We start from the raw sequence: 15,708 nt of genomic DNA on the forward strand, positions 1-15,708 counted from the left end.
CTCATCCCGGATTGTCAGTTGCCGCTCAGTACCTGCTGATAAAGCGACGTCAGCGCCTGCGCCAGTCGCGACGGGCCGTAAGGTTCAATTTTGCGCCGTGCGGCGTCGCCCATGCGTGAATCGCGGGAAAGTGCCGGTATGGCGTTCACCGCCTGATTTAACCCGTTGATATCCAACGCATCACAGACGAAGCCTTCCTGACCGGCGGTAATGAATTCGGCGCCACCGCAGCCGGTGCTGGTAATGACCGGCAAGCCGCAGGCCATCGCCTCCAGCACCACATTCGGGAAAGGATCGTAGAGCGTGGGCAGCAGCAGGCCATCCGCTGCGTGATAAAACGGCTGCACATCCTGCCGGACGCCGACAAAGCGCAGCCGATCCAGGCAGTTCAGCTGCCTGGCCAGCTGCTGATAGCGTGACTGTTGCTTGTCCTGACCCACCACAATCAGATAGCGATCGCTGGCGGCCAGCGCCTGAATCGCCGCTTTCAGCCCTTTACGTTCAAAGCCGGAGCCGACATAAATCAGTACGGTGGCGTCAGCGGGCAGCGCCAGCTGCTGGCGGCTCGCCTGACGCGCCGCTTCCGTAGCGGGCTGAAAACGGCTGGCGTCGATGGCGTTGTGAATCACATGGATCCTGCCGGCATCAAGCGAGAAACAGCGCAGGATATCGCGCTTCACCATCTCCGAATTGCAGATCACCGCTTTCAGCGTCGGCGAGTTAAACATCTCCGCTTCCGCCTGCAGAACGTAGCGGTGATAAGGACTGAGTGCCGCGCTCAGCCGCTGCCAGGGCGAGACGATGCGGGCGCGCTGTTCCAGCCAGACGCGATGAACGCCATCCCCGGCGCGGAAAATGTCACAGCCCGCGATGCGCTCATGGCTCTGCACAATATCGAACTGCTCCCGCTCCCAGCAGGCGCGGGCCGCGCGGGCAAAACCGCGTTCTCGGGAGATGCGGCCCAGCTTTGCCGGGTTGCAGATATGCAGATGCCAGTCAGGGTTTGGCGTGCCCTGCCAGCTGCGGGTAATGATGTTGAGGTCGAGCTGTTCGCTACCCAGCGCCTCCAGCGCGCGTGAGATAAACCGCTCGGCGCCGCCATCCGGCCGGTATTTCTGCCGGACGATCGCCAGCCGTAACTTACTCATTCAGGTAACTCCTTGCGGCCGCGACCACATCCTTCACCGGGATCGCCGACAGATAGCGCTGGTCAGTGCGGGTGTCGATAGAATCGGGTGAGGGCAGCGGGCCATAATCGCCCGCCCAGATGACGTGATTGTTGTCGCCCCAGGGCCGCCAGTGCTGCAGTTTGGTCGGGCCAAACAACGCAATGCAGGGCGTTTTCAGCGCGGCGGCCATGTGCATCGGAGCGGAGTCGACACCAATAAACAGCCGGGCGTGCTCAATCAGCGCGGCCAGCTGCGGCAACGTGAACTGGCCGGCCAGCGACACCACGTCCGGCGACGCACAGAGCGCCCGGATGCGGTTAATCATGGCCAGCTCCTGCTTGTCCGGTCCGGCGGTCAGCACGACCTTACGGCCGGGCTGCGCCAGTTGTTCGATCGTGGCGGCCACGCTCTCCTCTTCCCAGCATTTGAAGCCCCAGCGCGAGGTTGGCTGCACCACGATATAGGAGCCGGTCACCCGGTGTTCCGCCAGGCGGGCTTGTACGATCTGCCGGTCTGCCTCGCTGTAGTGCATCGACACGCGTGCGCCATCGCTGCTGATGCCCAGGGGCGCCAGCGCCGACATATTCTGCTCAACGGTGTGCAGTTTGCTGTGATTGTGCGTGGGCACCAGGCGGTTATGGCACCATCGCCACAGGGCGTTATCCCGCTTTTTAAAGGCGAACCCGATGCGAACGGGCGCCCCGGAAAGCCGGGTAATCAGGGCTGCGCGCCACTGATCGGCCAGATTAATCACCAGATCATACTGTGCATCACGAATGGCGCGGATCAGGGCTCGCTCATGGCCCAGCTTGCGCCAGGTGCCTTCCTGCTTCCATTTACGATCGATAACGTGCAAATGGCGGATAGCCGGATGCGCTTCCAGCATCGGGCGGGTTTCCTGATAGAGCAGCACATCGATGCTGGCCTGCGGATACCGCGCCCGCAGCGCATTAATCGCGGGCGTGGTGAGCAGCATGTCACCATGATGGCGCAGCTTAATCAGTAATATATTTTGGGGTGAGATGTTTGCTGGAGTCAGGCTGGCCATAAACAAGAGTTCTCAGAATTCAGTGAACCGATTGTAGGGCAAACGCTTTTTAGGATAAAGCCAGCCTCAGCGGTTATTTAGCCCGCCAGCGATAGAGCCGGCCCAGCCACAGCAGTAACTGATACCACTGCTTGATGCCCCGGGCATTGCGCAGCATGCGCAGATGCGTCCGGCTGGCAAAGAGATCTGCGATAATGGCCTGGCGGGCCTGTTCGTCGGGTTCCCGTCTCACGCTGTGGCAGACGCTCAGCGCCTCATGGGTCACCTGATAGTGAAACGATGGGTAGATTTTTACGCGGTCCCGATAGCGGATATTCAGCTCTTCCAGCAGCCGCGCGATTTTCAGGTAGTGACGCTGATATTCAACGTTGCGCGCCCCTGTCCGTTTGCGATTGCTGATCGAGGCGTCGTGCATATAGTAGCGATAGAGCACCGCGTCGGTATAACGCACCCGACTGGCCAGCAGCATAAATTCGGTGGTCCAGGGAATATCCTGATGATGCAGACCGGGTTCAAACTGCAACTGATGCTGCTCAATCAGCGCCCGGCGATAGATGCCCAGCCAGACCACATGCATATAGCGATGGGTTTTCAGGGCAGTGTTGAGCCAGGCGGCACCGCTCAGCACCGGCGTGCTGCGCAGGCGATCCAGCGGGATCAGCGGCTTTACCCGCTGGCTGTGTTTGAAAAACCACTCGGCGTTGCACTGCGCCGCATCCAGATCGTCCGCCTCTGCCATCGTCACCAGCGTCTGGTACATCTCGGGCTGCTGGGTATCATCGGCGTCAGGGAAGGAGACATATTTTCCGCGCGCGATAGCCAGTCCCGCATTGCGCGCCCGCGAGACACCGCCGTTCTCCTGATGAATGACACGAATGTGAGCGTGATGCTGCGCATAGTGGTCGGCGCGTTCGCCTGAGCCGTCGGTGGAACCATCGTCGACGATAATAATTTCCAGCGAGGTCAGTGTCTGCGCCAGCAGTGACCGCATGAACTCATCAAACATGCTGCCCGCGTTATACATCGGGGTAATGATACTCAGCAGAGGAGAAGTACTCATGACACTCTCTGCGCCAGCGGGATATTCACTGCGAAAGGGCGTTGCCTCGTCATAAATCATGTCCAAATCAGCAGAATGAAAACAGGAGTGTCGCGATTATAGAACGGGCTGACCAGCCTGCTTTACTAAAAAGCCACGCACGACCTCTGGAGTGTGTTATGTGCGTTTTTTTTACGCATCCGGTTGATGCAGGCGCGGACGCATCAGCCAGCGATCTCTGTGTCGGGCTCGCAGGCGTGATAGCTGACAGAACCGGCCTCCTTTCGCGCCTGCACGCCGGGGCTCACTACGGCTGGCGCGGATTAAAAAACTTCAGCCTGACATATTTCATCATCCAGCTCATGCTTTCAGCGTACTCTTTCTGATGCCACTTTATGCGGGCAAAGCGCTTGATCTCTTTGTAATGCTTTGGCGCATCAAGCGGCTGCGTGGCCCATGGCGAACGCTGGTAATAACGGTAGTAAAGACGGGAGAGATCGCTGCCCCCCCAGGCGTGCCAGGGTTTGCATTTGCCGGTGTAGTGAATCATCACGGTGTCGTCGGGTACGCCGGAGTGGTCCCAGACTTTGTTGGCAATGATGTCATAAATATGGTTGTAACGATCCGGCAGGATCAGGATCTCCTCCTCCAGCACAATATTCAGCGCATCCTGGTCGGGGAAACCAAACCCGGCGCCGCGGGTCACCAGCACGTCAGTAATGCGCGCCGTGGTCTGCCTGTCGAGCCAGCGTGGAATATTGATCAGCATAAAGCCGGAATTGAAATAGTGATGGTGCGTCAGCCCCAGCCGCGCGCACTGGTTCTGCCGCGCCCGCGGCGTGTCATTGCAGGCCGCCAGCGTGTAGTCCGTGATATCCAGCGTAAACAGGGGCGAGTAATCCCCGACGACCAGGGTGTCGGCGTCGAGGTAGATCACCCGATCGCTGTAGCGCGCCACGGTTTCAGGGATCAGGAAGCGGTAGTGAATACTTTTGGGGTAGCGTCCCACCGCAGGCAGTTGATCAACCCAGGCGCTGTTGAAGATATGCAGCGTAATTGCCAGCCGATGACCGGTCGCCAGCGTACGCAGCTTTTCCACATCCTCTTCACGCAGCGAATCGGAAAAAATGTGGGCGTGGAAAGCGGTATCGGGATGATGGCAAAGAAGTGAAAACAGCGTAATGCCCAGACCACGCGCGTAGGCATGGTTGATGCCAAACGCAACATGAACCGGATTATCATCCATGTCAGCGAGCGTGTTCACCAGCAGCTGACTTTGCTGAACGGCGTCAGCAAGAGGGGTAATGGCCATTACGCTTCACTATTCCAGATTATGAGTAATAAACGTTTGTATTCTAGTCAGTTTATCGTCATCCAGCCCGAATAATTTTTCAGCGGGCTGATCAAACTTAAAACGCGTAGCAAAAACGAACGTCGAGGCAGCAATATTATCGGGTCCGATAAATAACACGTTGTTAACCGGACGCTGTTCTCTGATTTCACACGGCCCGTAAAGCATGATCACCGGAACCTGCTGCGCGTCGGCGATATAGGCATTGCCAGAGTCTGAGGAGATGTAGAAATCCATCTGCGCGATGGCCCACGGAACCTCTTCCAGCTTTAGCTCACCAATCAGGCTGACAATATTCTCTTTCGGCCCGGTCAGGCTCAGTAACTCATCCAGCCAGGGCTGTTCAGCGGGCGGGCCAAAGACATAAAAGGTGCAGGGCAGGTCAGACAGCGAGGCCATCAGCTGCTGCCAGACGGTGGCCGGAATGGTTTTAGCCCGGTTACCGGCAGAGATGCTGATGCCGATTTTAATGCCGCTGCGCGGGTTCAGCAACGCGGCTGGCGGCGCAGGCGGCTGCCAGAGCGGCGAGGTCGCATGCTTGGGGAAATCGGTGTGGCGATAGTCGCGGTTGATGAGCTTCAGGTAACTGTCGAGCGTTAAGTCCGTTTTCGTATGTTCGACAATGCCGCTGGCCCGGCGATAGAAGGTTGAGTGGTAGGATTTGCGCACGTAAGTGCGCAGAAACTGCCGGTTGGGCGCATTGCATAATGCCGCAAAAAACAGGTTCACGCTGTTTGGCTGTACCAGATAGACGTTGTCATAGCGGTTCATCAGGGTGAACGCCAGCTTCAGTTTGGCCAAAAAGCTGCGCTTCGCCTCTTCGATCAGAAAATAGCGGCTGACCGTGTCGTCGTGACGTGCCAGCGGCTCCACCGCTTTGCTGATCAGCAGCTCAGACTGACCCAGCGCGCGCAGCATCGGGGTGATATTAATAAAGTCCCCAATCTTCGCCGTCTGGATAATTAAGCTGCGTCCGGTCGGGCGGTAAAAGAGCCGCATCAGCGCCCGGAAAGGCAGCAGCAACAGATAGATCAGCACATAGTTCATGGTGTGTTTTCCGTAATAACGGCCTGCAGTCTCTCTGCCACCGTGTCAGCCGTCAGCTCCGCCAGATGATGATTCGGAGCACTCAGTGCCTGCTGATTCTGCCCGTAACCGCCAATCAGTCCGGGATCGGTCGGGCCATACAGTGTGAGATTGGGACGATCCAGCGCCGCGGTCAGATGGCTCAGACCGGTATCGACGGACACCACCGCCCGGGCACCCGCCAGCTGTCGGGCGACCGCTTCCAGCGTCAGTTTTGGCAACACCTCCACATGCGCAAACCCTTCCGCCAGACGCAGCGCACGCTGATGCTCATGCTCGGCACCCCACGGCAGTTTCACCCGCAGTCCACTGGGCTGCATCAGGGCAATCAGCTGCCGCCAGTGTGATTCCGGCCAGTGCTTATTGTCGCGCGTCGTGGCATGCAGAAAGACCAGATAATGGTGCGCGTCGGCGGGCAGATGATGCAGGAAGTGCCCGGCGATCGCATAGTCGCCCTGATGCTGCGGCTTTTCATAACCGAGGCTTTTGGCAAACAGTTCGCGCGTCCGCTCTACCGCGTGCTGCTGCCTGCTCACCTCATGGCGGACGTCAAACCACCAGCTGGCAAACGGCTCACGCGCACTGCGGCTGTCCTGTCCATGCTTCACCCCTTTGGCTAACCGCGTCACCAGCGCGGCGCTTTTAATCAGCCCCTGCGCATCAATCACGATATCGTACTGGCGTGACTGTAACGCACGCTTAAACAGCACGCGCTCTTCACGCTGCTGGCTGCCAAACCAGTGTTTACGCCAGCGCCGGATGGCGACTGGCAACACCCTGTCGACCGCGGGATGCCAGCCAGGGATCTGAGCAAAATTCTCTTCCACCACCCAGTCAAAACGGATGCCGGGAATGGCATGCATCGCATCGGTGAGAGCCGGAAGGGAGTGCAGCACATCGCCCATCGACGACGTTTTTACGATCAGGACGTGCATGGCACCTCCTGAGGCGCGAGCAGCTCACGCAATGTCTGGTGGACGCGCTCTGGCTGAATATCGATCAGGCTCTGATGATAACCCTGTTCAGCATCGCCTTTGCGCACTTTGTGGTAGCCGGTGATCAGGCGGATAATGCGCGCCTGACGCGCCAGCGGCGGCGTAAAGTCCGGGCTGCTGGGTCCATAGAGCGCCACCAGCGGGCGGTCCAGCGCGGCGGCAATGTGCATCAGGCCGGAGTCGTTACTGACCACGGCACGACACTGCGCCAGCAGGATCACCGCCTGCTCCAGTTGGGTTTCACCCGCCAGATTCCGGCAGTGTCCGCGCGCCTCTTCAGGCAGCGCCGCGATAATCTCTTCGCCGGTCGGACGATCTTTGGCGGATCCAAACAGCACGATCTGGAAGCCTTCTGCAATCAGCTGACGGGCCAGCGAGGCGTAGTGATAGTGTGGCCAGCGTTTGGCCGGGCCAAATTCAGCACCGGGGCAAAAACCGATGATCGGGCGGGTCGCGGTGAGCCGGAACTGGGCGGCCGTTTCACGCATCTCCTGCTCATCGACCTGCAGTCTGGGCCACAGCAGCGGCTGTGGCAGCTGCGCCGCCGAGGCAACGGGGGTGTCGTAGCCCAGCGCAACATAGCGCTCAACCATCAGCGGAAAAGCCGCTTTGTCCAGCACCCGCAAATCGTTCAGCAGGCCGTAACGCATCTCGCCACGCCAGCCTACACGCCGTCTGATGCCGGCAAAAAAGGGCACCAGCGCCGATTTGAAGGAGTTAGGCAGGACATAGGCCCGGTCGTAATGGCTGGCGCGCAGCACTTTTCCCAGCCGGCGACGTTCGCCGATTTCCAGCGCGCCATGCCCGAGTGGCATCGCCAGCGCCTGATTCACCTCCGGCATGCGTGACAGTAATGGACGGCACCAGGCCGGTGCCATCACGTCAATCACCGCATCGGGATGTTCGGCTTTGAGGGTGCGATAGAGACTTTGCGACATCATCATATCGCCGACCCACGACGGGCCGATTACCAGAATTTTCATCGCCGGAGCAGCTTCCTTTATGCGTTGCGATTCAGCCAGACCATATATTCAGCGACGCCCTGCGCCACCGTTTTAAACGGCTTGTCGTAGCCGGCGGCACGCAGTTTTGTGAGATCGGCCTGGGTATAAGCCTGATAACGGCCTTTGAGTTTTTCCGGGAACGGGATGTATTCGATCTGACCTTTCTGATGGAAATTCAGCACCGCGTCAGCCACTTCCTGGAAGGACTCGGCGCGGCCAGTGCCGCAGTTGTAGATGCCGGAAATATTATTCTCCCAGCACCACAGGTTGACTTCGGCCACATCGTCAACGTGGATGAAGTCGCGCTTAAAGCCATCGCTGCCTTCAAACAGTTTTGGATTCTCACCGTTGCTGATCTGCGTGTTCAGATGGAAGGCTACGCTTGCCATGCTGCCTTTATGACCTTCACGCGGGCCATAGACGTTGAAGTAGCGGAAGCCGCACACCGGCGAGTTCGCCTCCGGCAGCATCTGGCGGACATAGTGGTCGAACAGCATTTTGGAGTAGCCGTAAACATTCAGCGGCTGCTCATACTGGCGCTCTTCGATGAAATGGTCGTTGCGTCCGCCGTAGGTGGCCGCGGAGGAGGCGTAGAGGAAGGGGATCTCGCGTTCAAGGCAAAAGTGCAGCAGCTCTTTGGAGTACTGATAGTTATTCTCCATCATGTACTTGCCATCCCACTCGGTGGTGGCGGAGCAGGCACCCTCGTGGAATACCGCTTCGATCGGGCCTAAGTCGTCACCCGCCATCACGCTGATCAGAAACTCTTCTTTGTCCATGTAATCGACGATGTCGAGGTCGACTAAATTGGCAAATTTGGTGCCATCCTTCAGATTATCCACCACCAGAATATCGGTGTGACCGCGTTTGTTCAGCGCTTTGACGATGTTGCTGCCAATCATGCCCGCGCCGCCAGTTACGATAATCATGTTATTACCTTCAATGTTGTAGGGTGAAACAGGAGGTTTCACGCACGAATGCCTCACATCATAACATTTCATCCGAGTGCAGACAGCCAGATGACTCTTTAACGCTTTGTCCGTCTCTCCTCGCGGCGTGAACTATGCTGCAAAAATGACATTCTGTTGGGCGATTTGTCGTGAAGATGCGGCCTGTTCAGTAAGATATGCCAGTTTTTTGCCATCTGAGGAGAGCAATAATGCCTGCGCAATTTTACCAACAACTTCGTCAGCAGCTTGATGACGCACGTCAGGAAGGACTGTTTAAACAGGAGCGGATCATCACCTCTGCCCAGCAGACGGCGATTGCGGTTGGCGACGACCCGGCAGTGATTAACTTCTGCGCCAACAACTACTTAGGGCTGGCAAACCATCCGGCGCTGATTCAGGCGGCAAAAGAGGGAATGGATTCGCATGGGTTTGGCATGGCCTCGGTGCGCTTTATCTGCGGCACTCAGGACAACCATAAGGCGCTGGAGAAGCGGCTGGCGGAGTTTCTCGGGATGGAGGATGCGATTCTCTACTCCTCCTGCTTTGACGCCAATGGTGGCCTGTTTGAAACGCTGCTGGATGCGCAGGATGCAGTGATCTCTGACGCGCTGAATCACGCCTCTATCATCGACGGCGTCCGGCTGTGCAAAGCGCAGCGTTACCGTTATGCCAACAACGACATGGACGGGCTGCGCACGGCGCTTCAGACGGCGCGTGACAACGGCGCGCGGCATATTCTGATCGCCACCGATGGCGTCTTCTCTATGGATGGGGTGATCGCCAATCTGCCTGCAATCTGCGATCTGGCCGATGAGTTCTCTGCGCTGGTTATGGTGGATGATTCCCATGCGGTGGGCTTTGTCGGGAACAGTGGACGCGGCACCCATGAATATTGTGACGTAATGGGCCGGGTCGACATTATTACCGGAACGCTGGGTAAAGCGCTGGGCGGCGCATCCGGCGGCTACACCGCCGCGAAAGCCGAAGTGGTGGAGTGGCTGCGCCAGCGCTCCCGTCCCTATCTGTTCTCCAATTCCCTCGCGCCAGCCATCGTTGCCGCCTCGCTGCGGGTGCTGGATCTGCTCAGCGAAGGCGACGGGCTGCGCCAGCGTCTGTGGGATAACGCCCGCTTCTTTCGCGAGCAGATGACGGCAGCAGGCTTTACCCTGGCCGGTGCCGATCACGCGATTATCCCGGTGATGCTCGGGGAAGCGCGTGTCGCCCAGGCGTTTGCCCGCCTGCTGCAACAGGAAGGCATCTACGTGACCGGTTTCTTCTATCCGGTGGTGCCGAAGGGGCAGGCTCGTATTCGCACCCAAATCTCGGCGGCGCACACTCAGCAACAGCTGGAGCGTGCGGTAACCGCCTTTACCCGCATCGGCAAACAACTTGGCGTCATCGCCTGAGGAGTCGGTTATGAAAGCACTCGCCAAACTGAAGAAGGAACCGGGCATCTGGATGGTGGACGATGCGCCAGTGCCTGAGCCGGGGCATAACGATCTGCTGATTAAAATCCGTAAAACCGCTATCTGTGGAACCGATATACATATCTACAACTGGGATGACTGGTCGCGTAAAACCATTCCGGTGCCCATGATTGTCGGCCATGAATATGTGGGTGAGGTGGTTGCTATCGGGCAGGAGGTGAAAGGCTTCACCATTGGCGATCGGGTCTCGGGCGAGGGGCATATCACCTGTGGGCATTGCCGCAACTGCCGTGCCGGACGCACGCACCTGTGCCGGAACAGTGTGGGGGTCGGGGTAAACCGCCAGGGCTGCTTTGCGGAATATCTGGTCATCCCGGCGTTTAACGCGTTTAAAATTCCCGACAACATTTCCGACGAGCTGGCGGCTATTTTTGACCCCTTTGGCAACGCGGTGCATACCGCACTCTCCTTCGATCTGGTTGGTGAGGATGTGCTGATCTCCGGCGCAGGGCCGATCGGGATCATGGCCGCCGCTATCTGTCGCCACGTTGGCGCACGCAACGTGGTGATCACGGATATCAACGAATATCGTCTGGATCTGGCGCGAAAAATGGGGGTCACCCGCGCGGTTAATGTCGCGCATGAAGATCTCCGTGATGTGATGCACGCGCTGGGCATGACCGAAGGCTTTGATGTCGGGCTGGAGATGTCCGGCGCGCCGCCCGCTTTCCGCGCACTGCTGGAGGTGATGAATCACGGCGGACGGATTGCCCTGCTCGGCATTCCACCGGGTGAAATGGCGATCGACTGGAATCAGGTGATCTTCAAGGGGCTCTTTATCAAAGGGATTTATGGCCGGGAGATGTTTGAAACCTGGTACAAAATGGCGGCGCTGATCCAGTCCGGCCTCGATTTAACCCCGATCATTACCCATCGTTTCGGCATCGACGATTTCCAGCAGGGCTTTGATGAGATGCGCTCAGGGCGCTCGGGAAAAGTGATACTGAACTGGGATTAACGCAGCGGCCGCCGGGACGGCCGCCTGCTCAGCTTCGCTTCTTCTCTTCGTCGGTCAGGTAGCGCACTTTGCGCGTATAATCCTGGCCTTTGAAGTTCAGCGGCTGCTGCGGATCGGCAAGGTATTTCTGCCACTCTGACAACGGGAATCCGCCATGCGCGCCTACCACTTCAGAGGGGATCACCGCCGACTGGCCGCCAATTTTTTTCGAGACCGGCCAGTTGGCCCATTCTCCCAGATTGACGGTTTTAATATCCAGCATGTCCAGCAACACCGCGAGCGGCAGCTGATCGGTCGGCGGCTGGCTGTCGTTCATCAGATTCCAGGTATCATTAAACAGCGTCAGCCACAGCGGTGAAATGCGCTGCCAGACGTCGCGGGTGGCCGCCAGGTAAGCTCCGTTAACGTGATCCACCAGATAAGGCCGGACGCTGTGCGGATAGTAGGCGGGAATCGCCTCCTGGGGCGCTTCAGCCAGCTTGGCAATCATCTTTCCCTGACGGAAGCTGGAGTAGAGATGGCCCGGCTTCATCATGATCTCTGGCATTTTAAGCAGATTGAGGTCGGAATCGATCATCAGAATGCCGTCGCCCTCAGCCTGCAGGGGAGCCTGCAGCTTAATCAAACGGCTGCGGTAGATCTGCTTGTAGCGATAGGAGGCTTCTCGATGTGGCACATCCAGCGTTGCCACGCGGGTTTTCGCCGGCAGGCTGCCAAAGGCATGAGCGGGCTGATCGCTGACAATTACAATCTCTTTTACCTGAGTGGCAAAGCGTGCCGCAAAATCGGTGCTGAGCCGCGCTTCTTCGATATAGTCCGCGCCGGTACAGGGGATCACCACAGAGGTGACCGGCACCGAACCCTGCACCTCTTTATGCGAATAGGGCAGATTATGGCGCGCTCTGATGTGACGGTATCGGGGATTCAAAAAGTTAAGCATGAGGTTTCTTTCTGGTGACGCTCTGTAAGATATTCTCGACACCGCTGATATAGGTTTCAATGGCGTACTGTTCACGGACACGTTTTGCTGCCGCATTGATCAGGCGCTGACGCAAATGCGCATCTTCCCACAGCGCAGTAAGCTGCTGGGTCAGCTGCACCACGTTGCCATAATCAAACAGCAACCCGGTTTCGTCATGACTGATCAATTCGGCAGTGCCGACGACCCGGGAGCCGACGACGGCGGTATTTACCAGCATCGCTTCCAGCACCACCCGCGGTAAGCCCTCGCTGCGCGAGGCAAGAATAAAGGTATCAAAGGCGGTCAGGTAATCCAGCGCATTGTTCTGGAAGCCCGTAAAGACCACGTGATGCTGAATATTCTCGGCGGTTGCCAGTTGCAGCAGATGCTGCAGTTCCGGACCCGCCCCGACGATCACCATTTTCCAGTCGGCCTGAGGATTAGCACGTTTAAAGCGGCCCAGCGCCTGCAGAATATGGTGGTTAGATTTACGTAATATCAGAGAGCCGATCGAGCCAAAGACAAACGTCGACGGGGATAGCTTAAAACGCTGGCGTACCTCAAGGCGATCAGGCAGAGGCTGGTGGATATCGATAGCATTACTGACGGTGAAACAGCGTTCAGCATCAACACCGTGGCTGCGCAGGGTCTTACTGACGCCCTGCGAGACGGCGATCACCGCCTGACAATTCTGATTCACCATACTGACCAGCCGTGGCTCCAGGACCGGATCGATACGGCAGTGCTGCACTACCGCGACGTCCAGGCTGCGCGCCGCCAGGTAGCCCTCTATATTGGTGCTGGGCTGGTTATTCATATAGAGGGTGTCAAACTTCCCCAGCTGCAGCAGGGAATGGATCTTGCTGGCGTTGGGAATGACCCGCCAGCGCGTATCGATCTCATCGATGGCGCGCTTTTTGAGTTTTTTATTGAAAAACAGCAGCGCACGCGCGGCTTCTTTCACAAACTTTGCCCAGCGCGGCTGTCTGATTTGCGGAATAAAAAAGACCGGAATAGCCAGTGCATTGAGGGTGGCCTCAATGGTTTCATCGTTGCCACGGCTGTAGTTATGATAAAAACAGCAGGTGATATCAAATTTCTGACGATCGATACGTTTCAGCAGCTCCAGCATACTGTTGGTGCCGCCGCCCCACTCTCTGCCGTTGTCCAGCAGCAGGATTTTTTGTTTAGTAATCGTCATCCCTATCACTGTTCCCGCACAGCCCGTTATTGCCCGACCCAGGATTATAGTAATTTCTGCGCATAATTGAACGCTAAGCCTGAGACTTAGCATTCATAGTACATTCAGAACAGGTTTTTCAGCGTTTTAAACAGCGGACTGGTGTTCAGGCTCTCACCGATGACCGCCAGAGCGCGGGTCGCCGGAACTGGGGCCAGCGGCTGCTTCGGCTTACACAGCGCCGCAGGCTGGAAGCGAGGTGTCGCCAGTTTGGCCAGTGCCACCGGTGTCCGGGACGCGCTGTGAAGCGGCTCGTTCAGCAGCTGGCTGGGGCGAACCAGCGTAATATCGGCTGGCAGGGTGGGCAGCATCTGCTGCAGGACCCGCACGGTGGCAGGGTGAGGATGCCCAATGGCAATGGCGTATCCGTCGCGCTGCGCCAGCTTCACCGCCCGGCTGAACTGCTGGCGGATGGCATTGCTGTCCTGGCTGTCATCAAGAAAGACCCGGCGTTTTAACACGCTGACCTGGGTGCCCTGAGCCGCCGGCACGGCCTGGCTGTTGGCAATGGTCATGCTGTCCAGAAAGTAGAGGTTGTAGTGGTTCAGCGCCTGCATCACCTTCTGCATACCGGACAGGCTTGATGTCATCCTGCTGCCCATATGGTTGTTCAGACCGACCGCATAAGGCACGTTGTTCACCGCATTACGCATGATGCGGGCCACCTCTTCACTGCTCATCTCCGGCGTCAGCGTATCTTTTTCCAGCGGCTGTTTGCTCAGGGGCGCCATCGGCAGATGGATCAGGACCTCATGCCCTCCCTGATGCGCGCGGGTCGCCATCTCATGGGCATGAGGCGCGTTGGGCAACACGGCCACCGAAATGGCCTGCGGCATCTGCAGGACTTTGTTCTCTTCGGCAGGGCGATAGCCGAAATCATCGATGACAATGGCCAGTTTACCCGCCTGCGCAGCGAAGCTGAACAGCAGGGCACTTAACAGAAGGGAGATCTTTCGACGTTGCAGCAAAACCTATTTTCCTAACCACGGCAGTGGATTGACGGCCTGTCCCTGACGTCGGATTTCAAAATAGAGCGACGGGGTACCGCGGCCACCACTGGTGCCCACCAGTGCGATAGGCTGTCCTGCCTTCACCTGCGTACCCACGCTCACCAGCGCACTCTGGTTGTAGCCATAGAGACTCATATCGCCTTTACCGTGCTCCAGCACCACGACCAGACCGTAGCCCTGCAGCCAGTCAGCCATCAGCACACGACCGTCGGCAATCGCCCTGACCTCGGTGCCTTCGCGCGCATCGATCACCAGACCTTTCCAGCGTAATTCACCCTGCAGCTGTTCGCCAAAGCGATGTTCGATGCGACCGCGTACAGGCCACATCGCCTGTCCGCCTGCGCGACCCAGTCCACCGGTGCGGGCCACCAGTTCGCGTTCGCTCTGGGTCGGCTGATAACTGGAGCCTTTGGCTTTCGCCTGCGCCTGACGCTGACGTACTTTTTCCGCCTCACGCGCTTCACGGGCGGCACGTTCGCGTGCCTCGCGTTCCGCCCGCGCGATCTTGTCCTGCAGGCGGCTTTCGTTCTGCCGCATCTCGACCAGATCGGCCTGATCTTTTTCCAGCGCGCTTTCCAGCGACGTCAGGGTCTTTTTACGGGCGTCGCTCGCCTGCTGCAGCTTCTGTTGCTGACTCTGCTGCTGGGCGAGTAGGGTTTTCTGCTGCTGTTGCTTCTGCTCCAGCGCGGCGCGTTGCTGATCTAAATCCTGACGCGTCTTTTGCAGCGATTCGATACTTTTCTGACGGGCCGCGTTCAGATAGCCGAAATAAGCCAGAATGCGCTCGCTGCGCTGGCTCTCTTCGCCACCCAGCAAAAGCTGCACGCCGCTGTGCTGGCCCTGACGGAAAGCCGCATCAAGCTGCTCAGACAGCAGGTTTTCCTGCTGGCTTTGCTGTTTCTCAAGGCGGGCAATAGAGGCGGTAAGCTGCTTTATTTCGTCATTCAGGGCGGAGAGGCTGTTGCGGGTGTCACGCAACTGGCGACTCGCCTGCGCGATGATTTTTTCCTGGCTCTGAAGCTGATCCAGCAGTTTACTGCGCTGCACCTTCTGCGCTTTAACGCTTTTCTCTTTCTCAGCAATGTTTTGCTGGATGGATTGCAGCTGAGATTTGCTGTCTTCCGCACTTTGGGCTGCGGCAGGCAATAACAGTGCGCCCGCACAAAGCAGGCTAAGGGAGAGGCTGGACAGGTGGCTGAACAACGGCAGGTTATCGCCGTTGGAACGGGTCCTTGTGTGCGAAACGGTTGTTTTTCCCTTCATAGGCCAATGATTATTCCACGATGAACCGCCGCTTACCAGTGCTCCCCACGGGCATTTGCTTTTCCGGTTATGTCCACATTCACAACGACATGGATTAAGCCTTACGCCATTTTTGCTATTCAGCCACTTTTTTTGGAAAATGGAGCA

Annotated in this window: 14 protein-coding genes; 2 read left to right on the plus strand and 12 right to left on the minus strand. The window is 57.9% G+C overall.

From position 1 onward, the window contains the following. Positions 1-14 precede the first annotated feature (14 nt). The 8 genes from ACR6AS_RS19750 to rfaD all read right to left on the minus strand — a co-directional run bounded on the left by ACR6AS_RS19750 (position 15) and on the right by rfaD (position 8,621). Positions 15-1,148: a glycosyltransferase family 4 protein gene (locus ACR6AS_RS19750; protein WP_288477685.1), complete on the minus strand. Its 1,134-nt coding sequence runs from the start codon at positions 1,146-1,148 to the stop codon at positions 15-17. After that, complete coding sequence (rfaQ, locus tag ACR6AS_RS19755; RefSeq protein WP_111142155.1) at positions 1,141-2,217, minus strand: putative lipopolysaccharide heptosyltransferase III; 1,077 nt, start codon at positions 2,215-2,217, stop codon at positions 1,141-1,143. The genes ACR6AS_RS19750 and rfaQ overlap by 8 nt, the downstream gene beginning before the upstream one ends. A 73-nt stretch (positions 2,218-2,290) precedes the next feature. Continuing rightward, a complete protein-coding gene (locus ACR6AS_RS19760) occupies positions 2,291-3,277 on the minus strand; it encodes a glycosyltransferase (RefSeq protein ID WP_434163541.1) in 987 nt (328 codons plus the stop codon). Positions 3,278-3,563: 286 nt separating this feature from the next. Continuing rightward, the gene (locus ACR6AS_RS19765) at positions 3,564-4,568 is read right to left on the minus strand and encodes a glycosyltransferase family 8 protein (RefSeq protein ID WP_367395933.1); all 1,005 of its coding nucleotides are present in this window, start codon (positions 4,566-4,568) and stop codon (positions 3,564-3,566) included. 9 nt (positions 4,569-4,577) lie between these two features. After that, on the minus strand, positions 4,578-5,654 hold the full coding sequence (locus tag ACR6AS_RS19770) for a glycosyltransferase family 9 protein (RefSeq protein ID WP_293770524.1): 1,077 nt from the start codon (positions 5,652-5,654) through the stop codon (positions 4,578-4,580). Continuing rightward, entirely contained in the window at positions 5,651-6,628 is a 978-nt protein-coding gene (rfaC, locus tag ACR6AS_RS19775; protein ID WP_111140725.1) for a lipopolysaccharide heptosyltransferase RfaC, read from the minus strand. Before rfaC ends, ACR6AS_RS19770 begins: the two co-directional genes overlap by 4 nt. Continuing rightward, the gene (gene rfaF, locus ACR6AS_RS19780) at positions 6,616-7,671 is read right to left on the minus strand and encodes an ADP-heptose--LPS heptosyltransferase RfaF (RefSeq protein WP_111140724.1); all 1,056 of its coding nucleotides are present in this window, start codon (positions 7,669-7,671) and stop codon (positions 6,616-6,618) included. Before rfaF ends, rfaC begins: the two co-directional genes overlap by 13 nt. Positions 7,672-7,688: 17 nt before the next feature. Next, positions 7,689-8,621 (minus strand): ADP-glyceromanno-heptose 6-epimerase, encoded by a 933-nt coding sequence (rfaD, locus tag ACR6AS_RS19785; RefSeq protein ID WP_111140723.1) that lies wholly within the window; start codon positions 8,619-8,621, stop codon positions 7,689-7,691. Positions 8,622-8,851: 230 nt separating this feature from the next. Here rfaD and ACR6AS_RS19790 point away from each other — a divergent pair, with 230 nt between their 5' ends. Beyond that, entirely contained in the window at positions 8,852-10,048 is a 1,197-nt protein-coding gene (locus ACR6AS_RS19790; protein WP_293770612.1) for a glycine C-acetyltransferase, read from the plus strand. 10 nt (positions 10,049-10,058) lie between these two features. Continuing rightward, positions 10,059-11,087, plus strand: a complete 1,029-nt coding sequence (gene tdh, locus ACR6AS_RS19795; protein WP_111140721.1) for an L-threonine 3-dehydrogenase — start codon at positions 10,059-10,061, stop codon at positions 11,085-11,087. A gap of 28 nt (positions 11,088-11,115) precedes the next feature. Here the strand turns inward: tdh and ACR6AS_RS19800 are convergent, their stop codons facing one another. From ACR6AS_RS19800 to envC, 4 genes are all read right to left on the minus strand, one after another. Further along, complete coding sequence (locus tag ACR6AS_RS19800; protein WP_111140720.1) at positions 11,116-12,027, minus strand: glycosyltransferase family protein; 912 nt, start codon at positions 12,025-12,027, stop codon at positions 11,116-11,118. Next, on the minus strand, positions 12,020-13,249 hold the full coding sequence (locus ACR6AS_RS19805) for a glycosyltransferase (protein WP_111140719.1): 1,230 nt from the start codon (positions 13,247-13,249) through the stop codon (positions 12,020-12,022). Before ACR6AS_RS19805 ends, ACR6AS_RS19800 begins: the two co-directional genes overlap by 8 nt. Positions 13,250-13,353: 104 nt before the next feature. Next, positions 13,354-14,256, minus strand: coding sequence for a divergent polysaccharide deacetylase family protein (locus ACR6AS_RS19810; RefSeq protein WP_434163542.1), 903 nt, complete (start codon positions 14,254-14,256; stop codon positions 13,354-13,356). 3 nt (positions 14,257-14,259) lie between these two features. Continuing rightward, on the minus strand, positions 14,260-15,561 hold the full coding sequence (gene envC, locus ACR6AS_RS19815) for a murein hydrolase activator EnvC (RefSeq protein ID WP_111140717.1): 1,302 nt from the start codon (positions 15,559-15,561) through the stop codon (positions 14,260-14,262). Positions 15,562-15,708 lie beyond the last annotated feature (147 nt).

This window comes from Pantoea phosphatilytica (assembly GCF_051025615.1).
Classification (GTDB): Bacteria; Pseudomonadota; Gammaproteobacteria; order Enterobacterales; family Enterobacteriaceae; genus Pantoea.

Excerpts from the sequence above, each read along its gene's own strand:
- rfaC (WP_111140725.1), bottom strand. The coding sequence starts at position 6,628 with ATGCACGTCCTGATCGTAAAAACGTCGTCGATGGGCGATGTGCTGCAC.
- envC (WP_111140717.1), bottom strand. The coding sequence starts at position 15,561 with ATGAAGGGAAAAACAACCGTTTCGCACACAAGGACCCGTTCCAACGGC.
- ACR6AS_RS19805 (WP_111140719.1), bottom strand. The coding sequence starts at position 13,249 with ATGACGATTACTAAACAAAAAATCCTGCTGCTGGACAACGGCAGAGAG.
- tdh (WP_111140721.1), top strand. The coding sequence starts at position 10,059 with ATGAAAGCACTCGCCAAACTGAAGAAGGAACCGGGCATCTGGATGGTG.
- ACR6AS_RS19750 (WP_288477685.1), bottom strand. The coding sequence starts at position 1,148 with ATGAGTAAGTTACGGCTGGCGATCGTCCGGCAGAAATACCGGCCGGAT.
- ACR6AS_RS19800 (WP_111140720.1), bottom strand. The coding sequence starts at position 12,027 with ATGCTTAACTTTTTGAATCCCCGATACCGTCACATCAGAGCGCGCCAT.
- rfaQ (WP_111142155.1), bottom strand. The coding sequence starts at position 2,217 with ATGGCCAGCCTGACTCCAGCAAACATCTCACCCCAAAATATATTACTG.
- ACR6AS_RS19790 (WP_293770612.1), top strand. The coding sequence starts at position 8,852 with ATGCCTGCGCAATTTTACCAACAACTTCGTCAGCAGCTTGATGACGCA.
- rfaF (WP_111140724.1), bottom strand. The coding sequence starts at position 7,671 with ATGAAAATTCTGGTAATCGGCCCGTCGTGGGTCGGCGATATGATGATG.
- ACR6AS_RS19770 (WP_293770524.1), bottom strand. The coding sequence starts at position 5,654 with ATGAACTATGTGCTGATCTATCTGTTGCTGCTGCCTTTCCGGGCGCTG.
- ACR6AS_RS19765 (WP_367395933.1), bottom strand. The coding sequence starts at position 4,568 with ATGGCCATTACCCCTCTTGCTGACGCCGTTCAGCAAAGTCAGCTGCTG.
- rfaD (WP_111140723.1), bottom strand. The coding sequence starts at position 8,621 with ATGATTATCGTAACTGGCGGCGCGGGCATGATTGGCAGCAACATCGTC.
- ACR6AS_RS19760 (WP_434163541.1), bottom strand. The coding sequence starts at position 3,277 with ATGAGTACTTCTCCTCTGCTGAGTATCATTACCCCGATGTATAACGCG.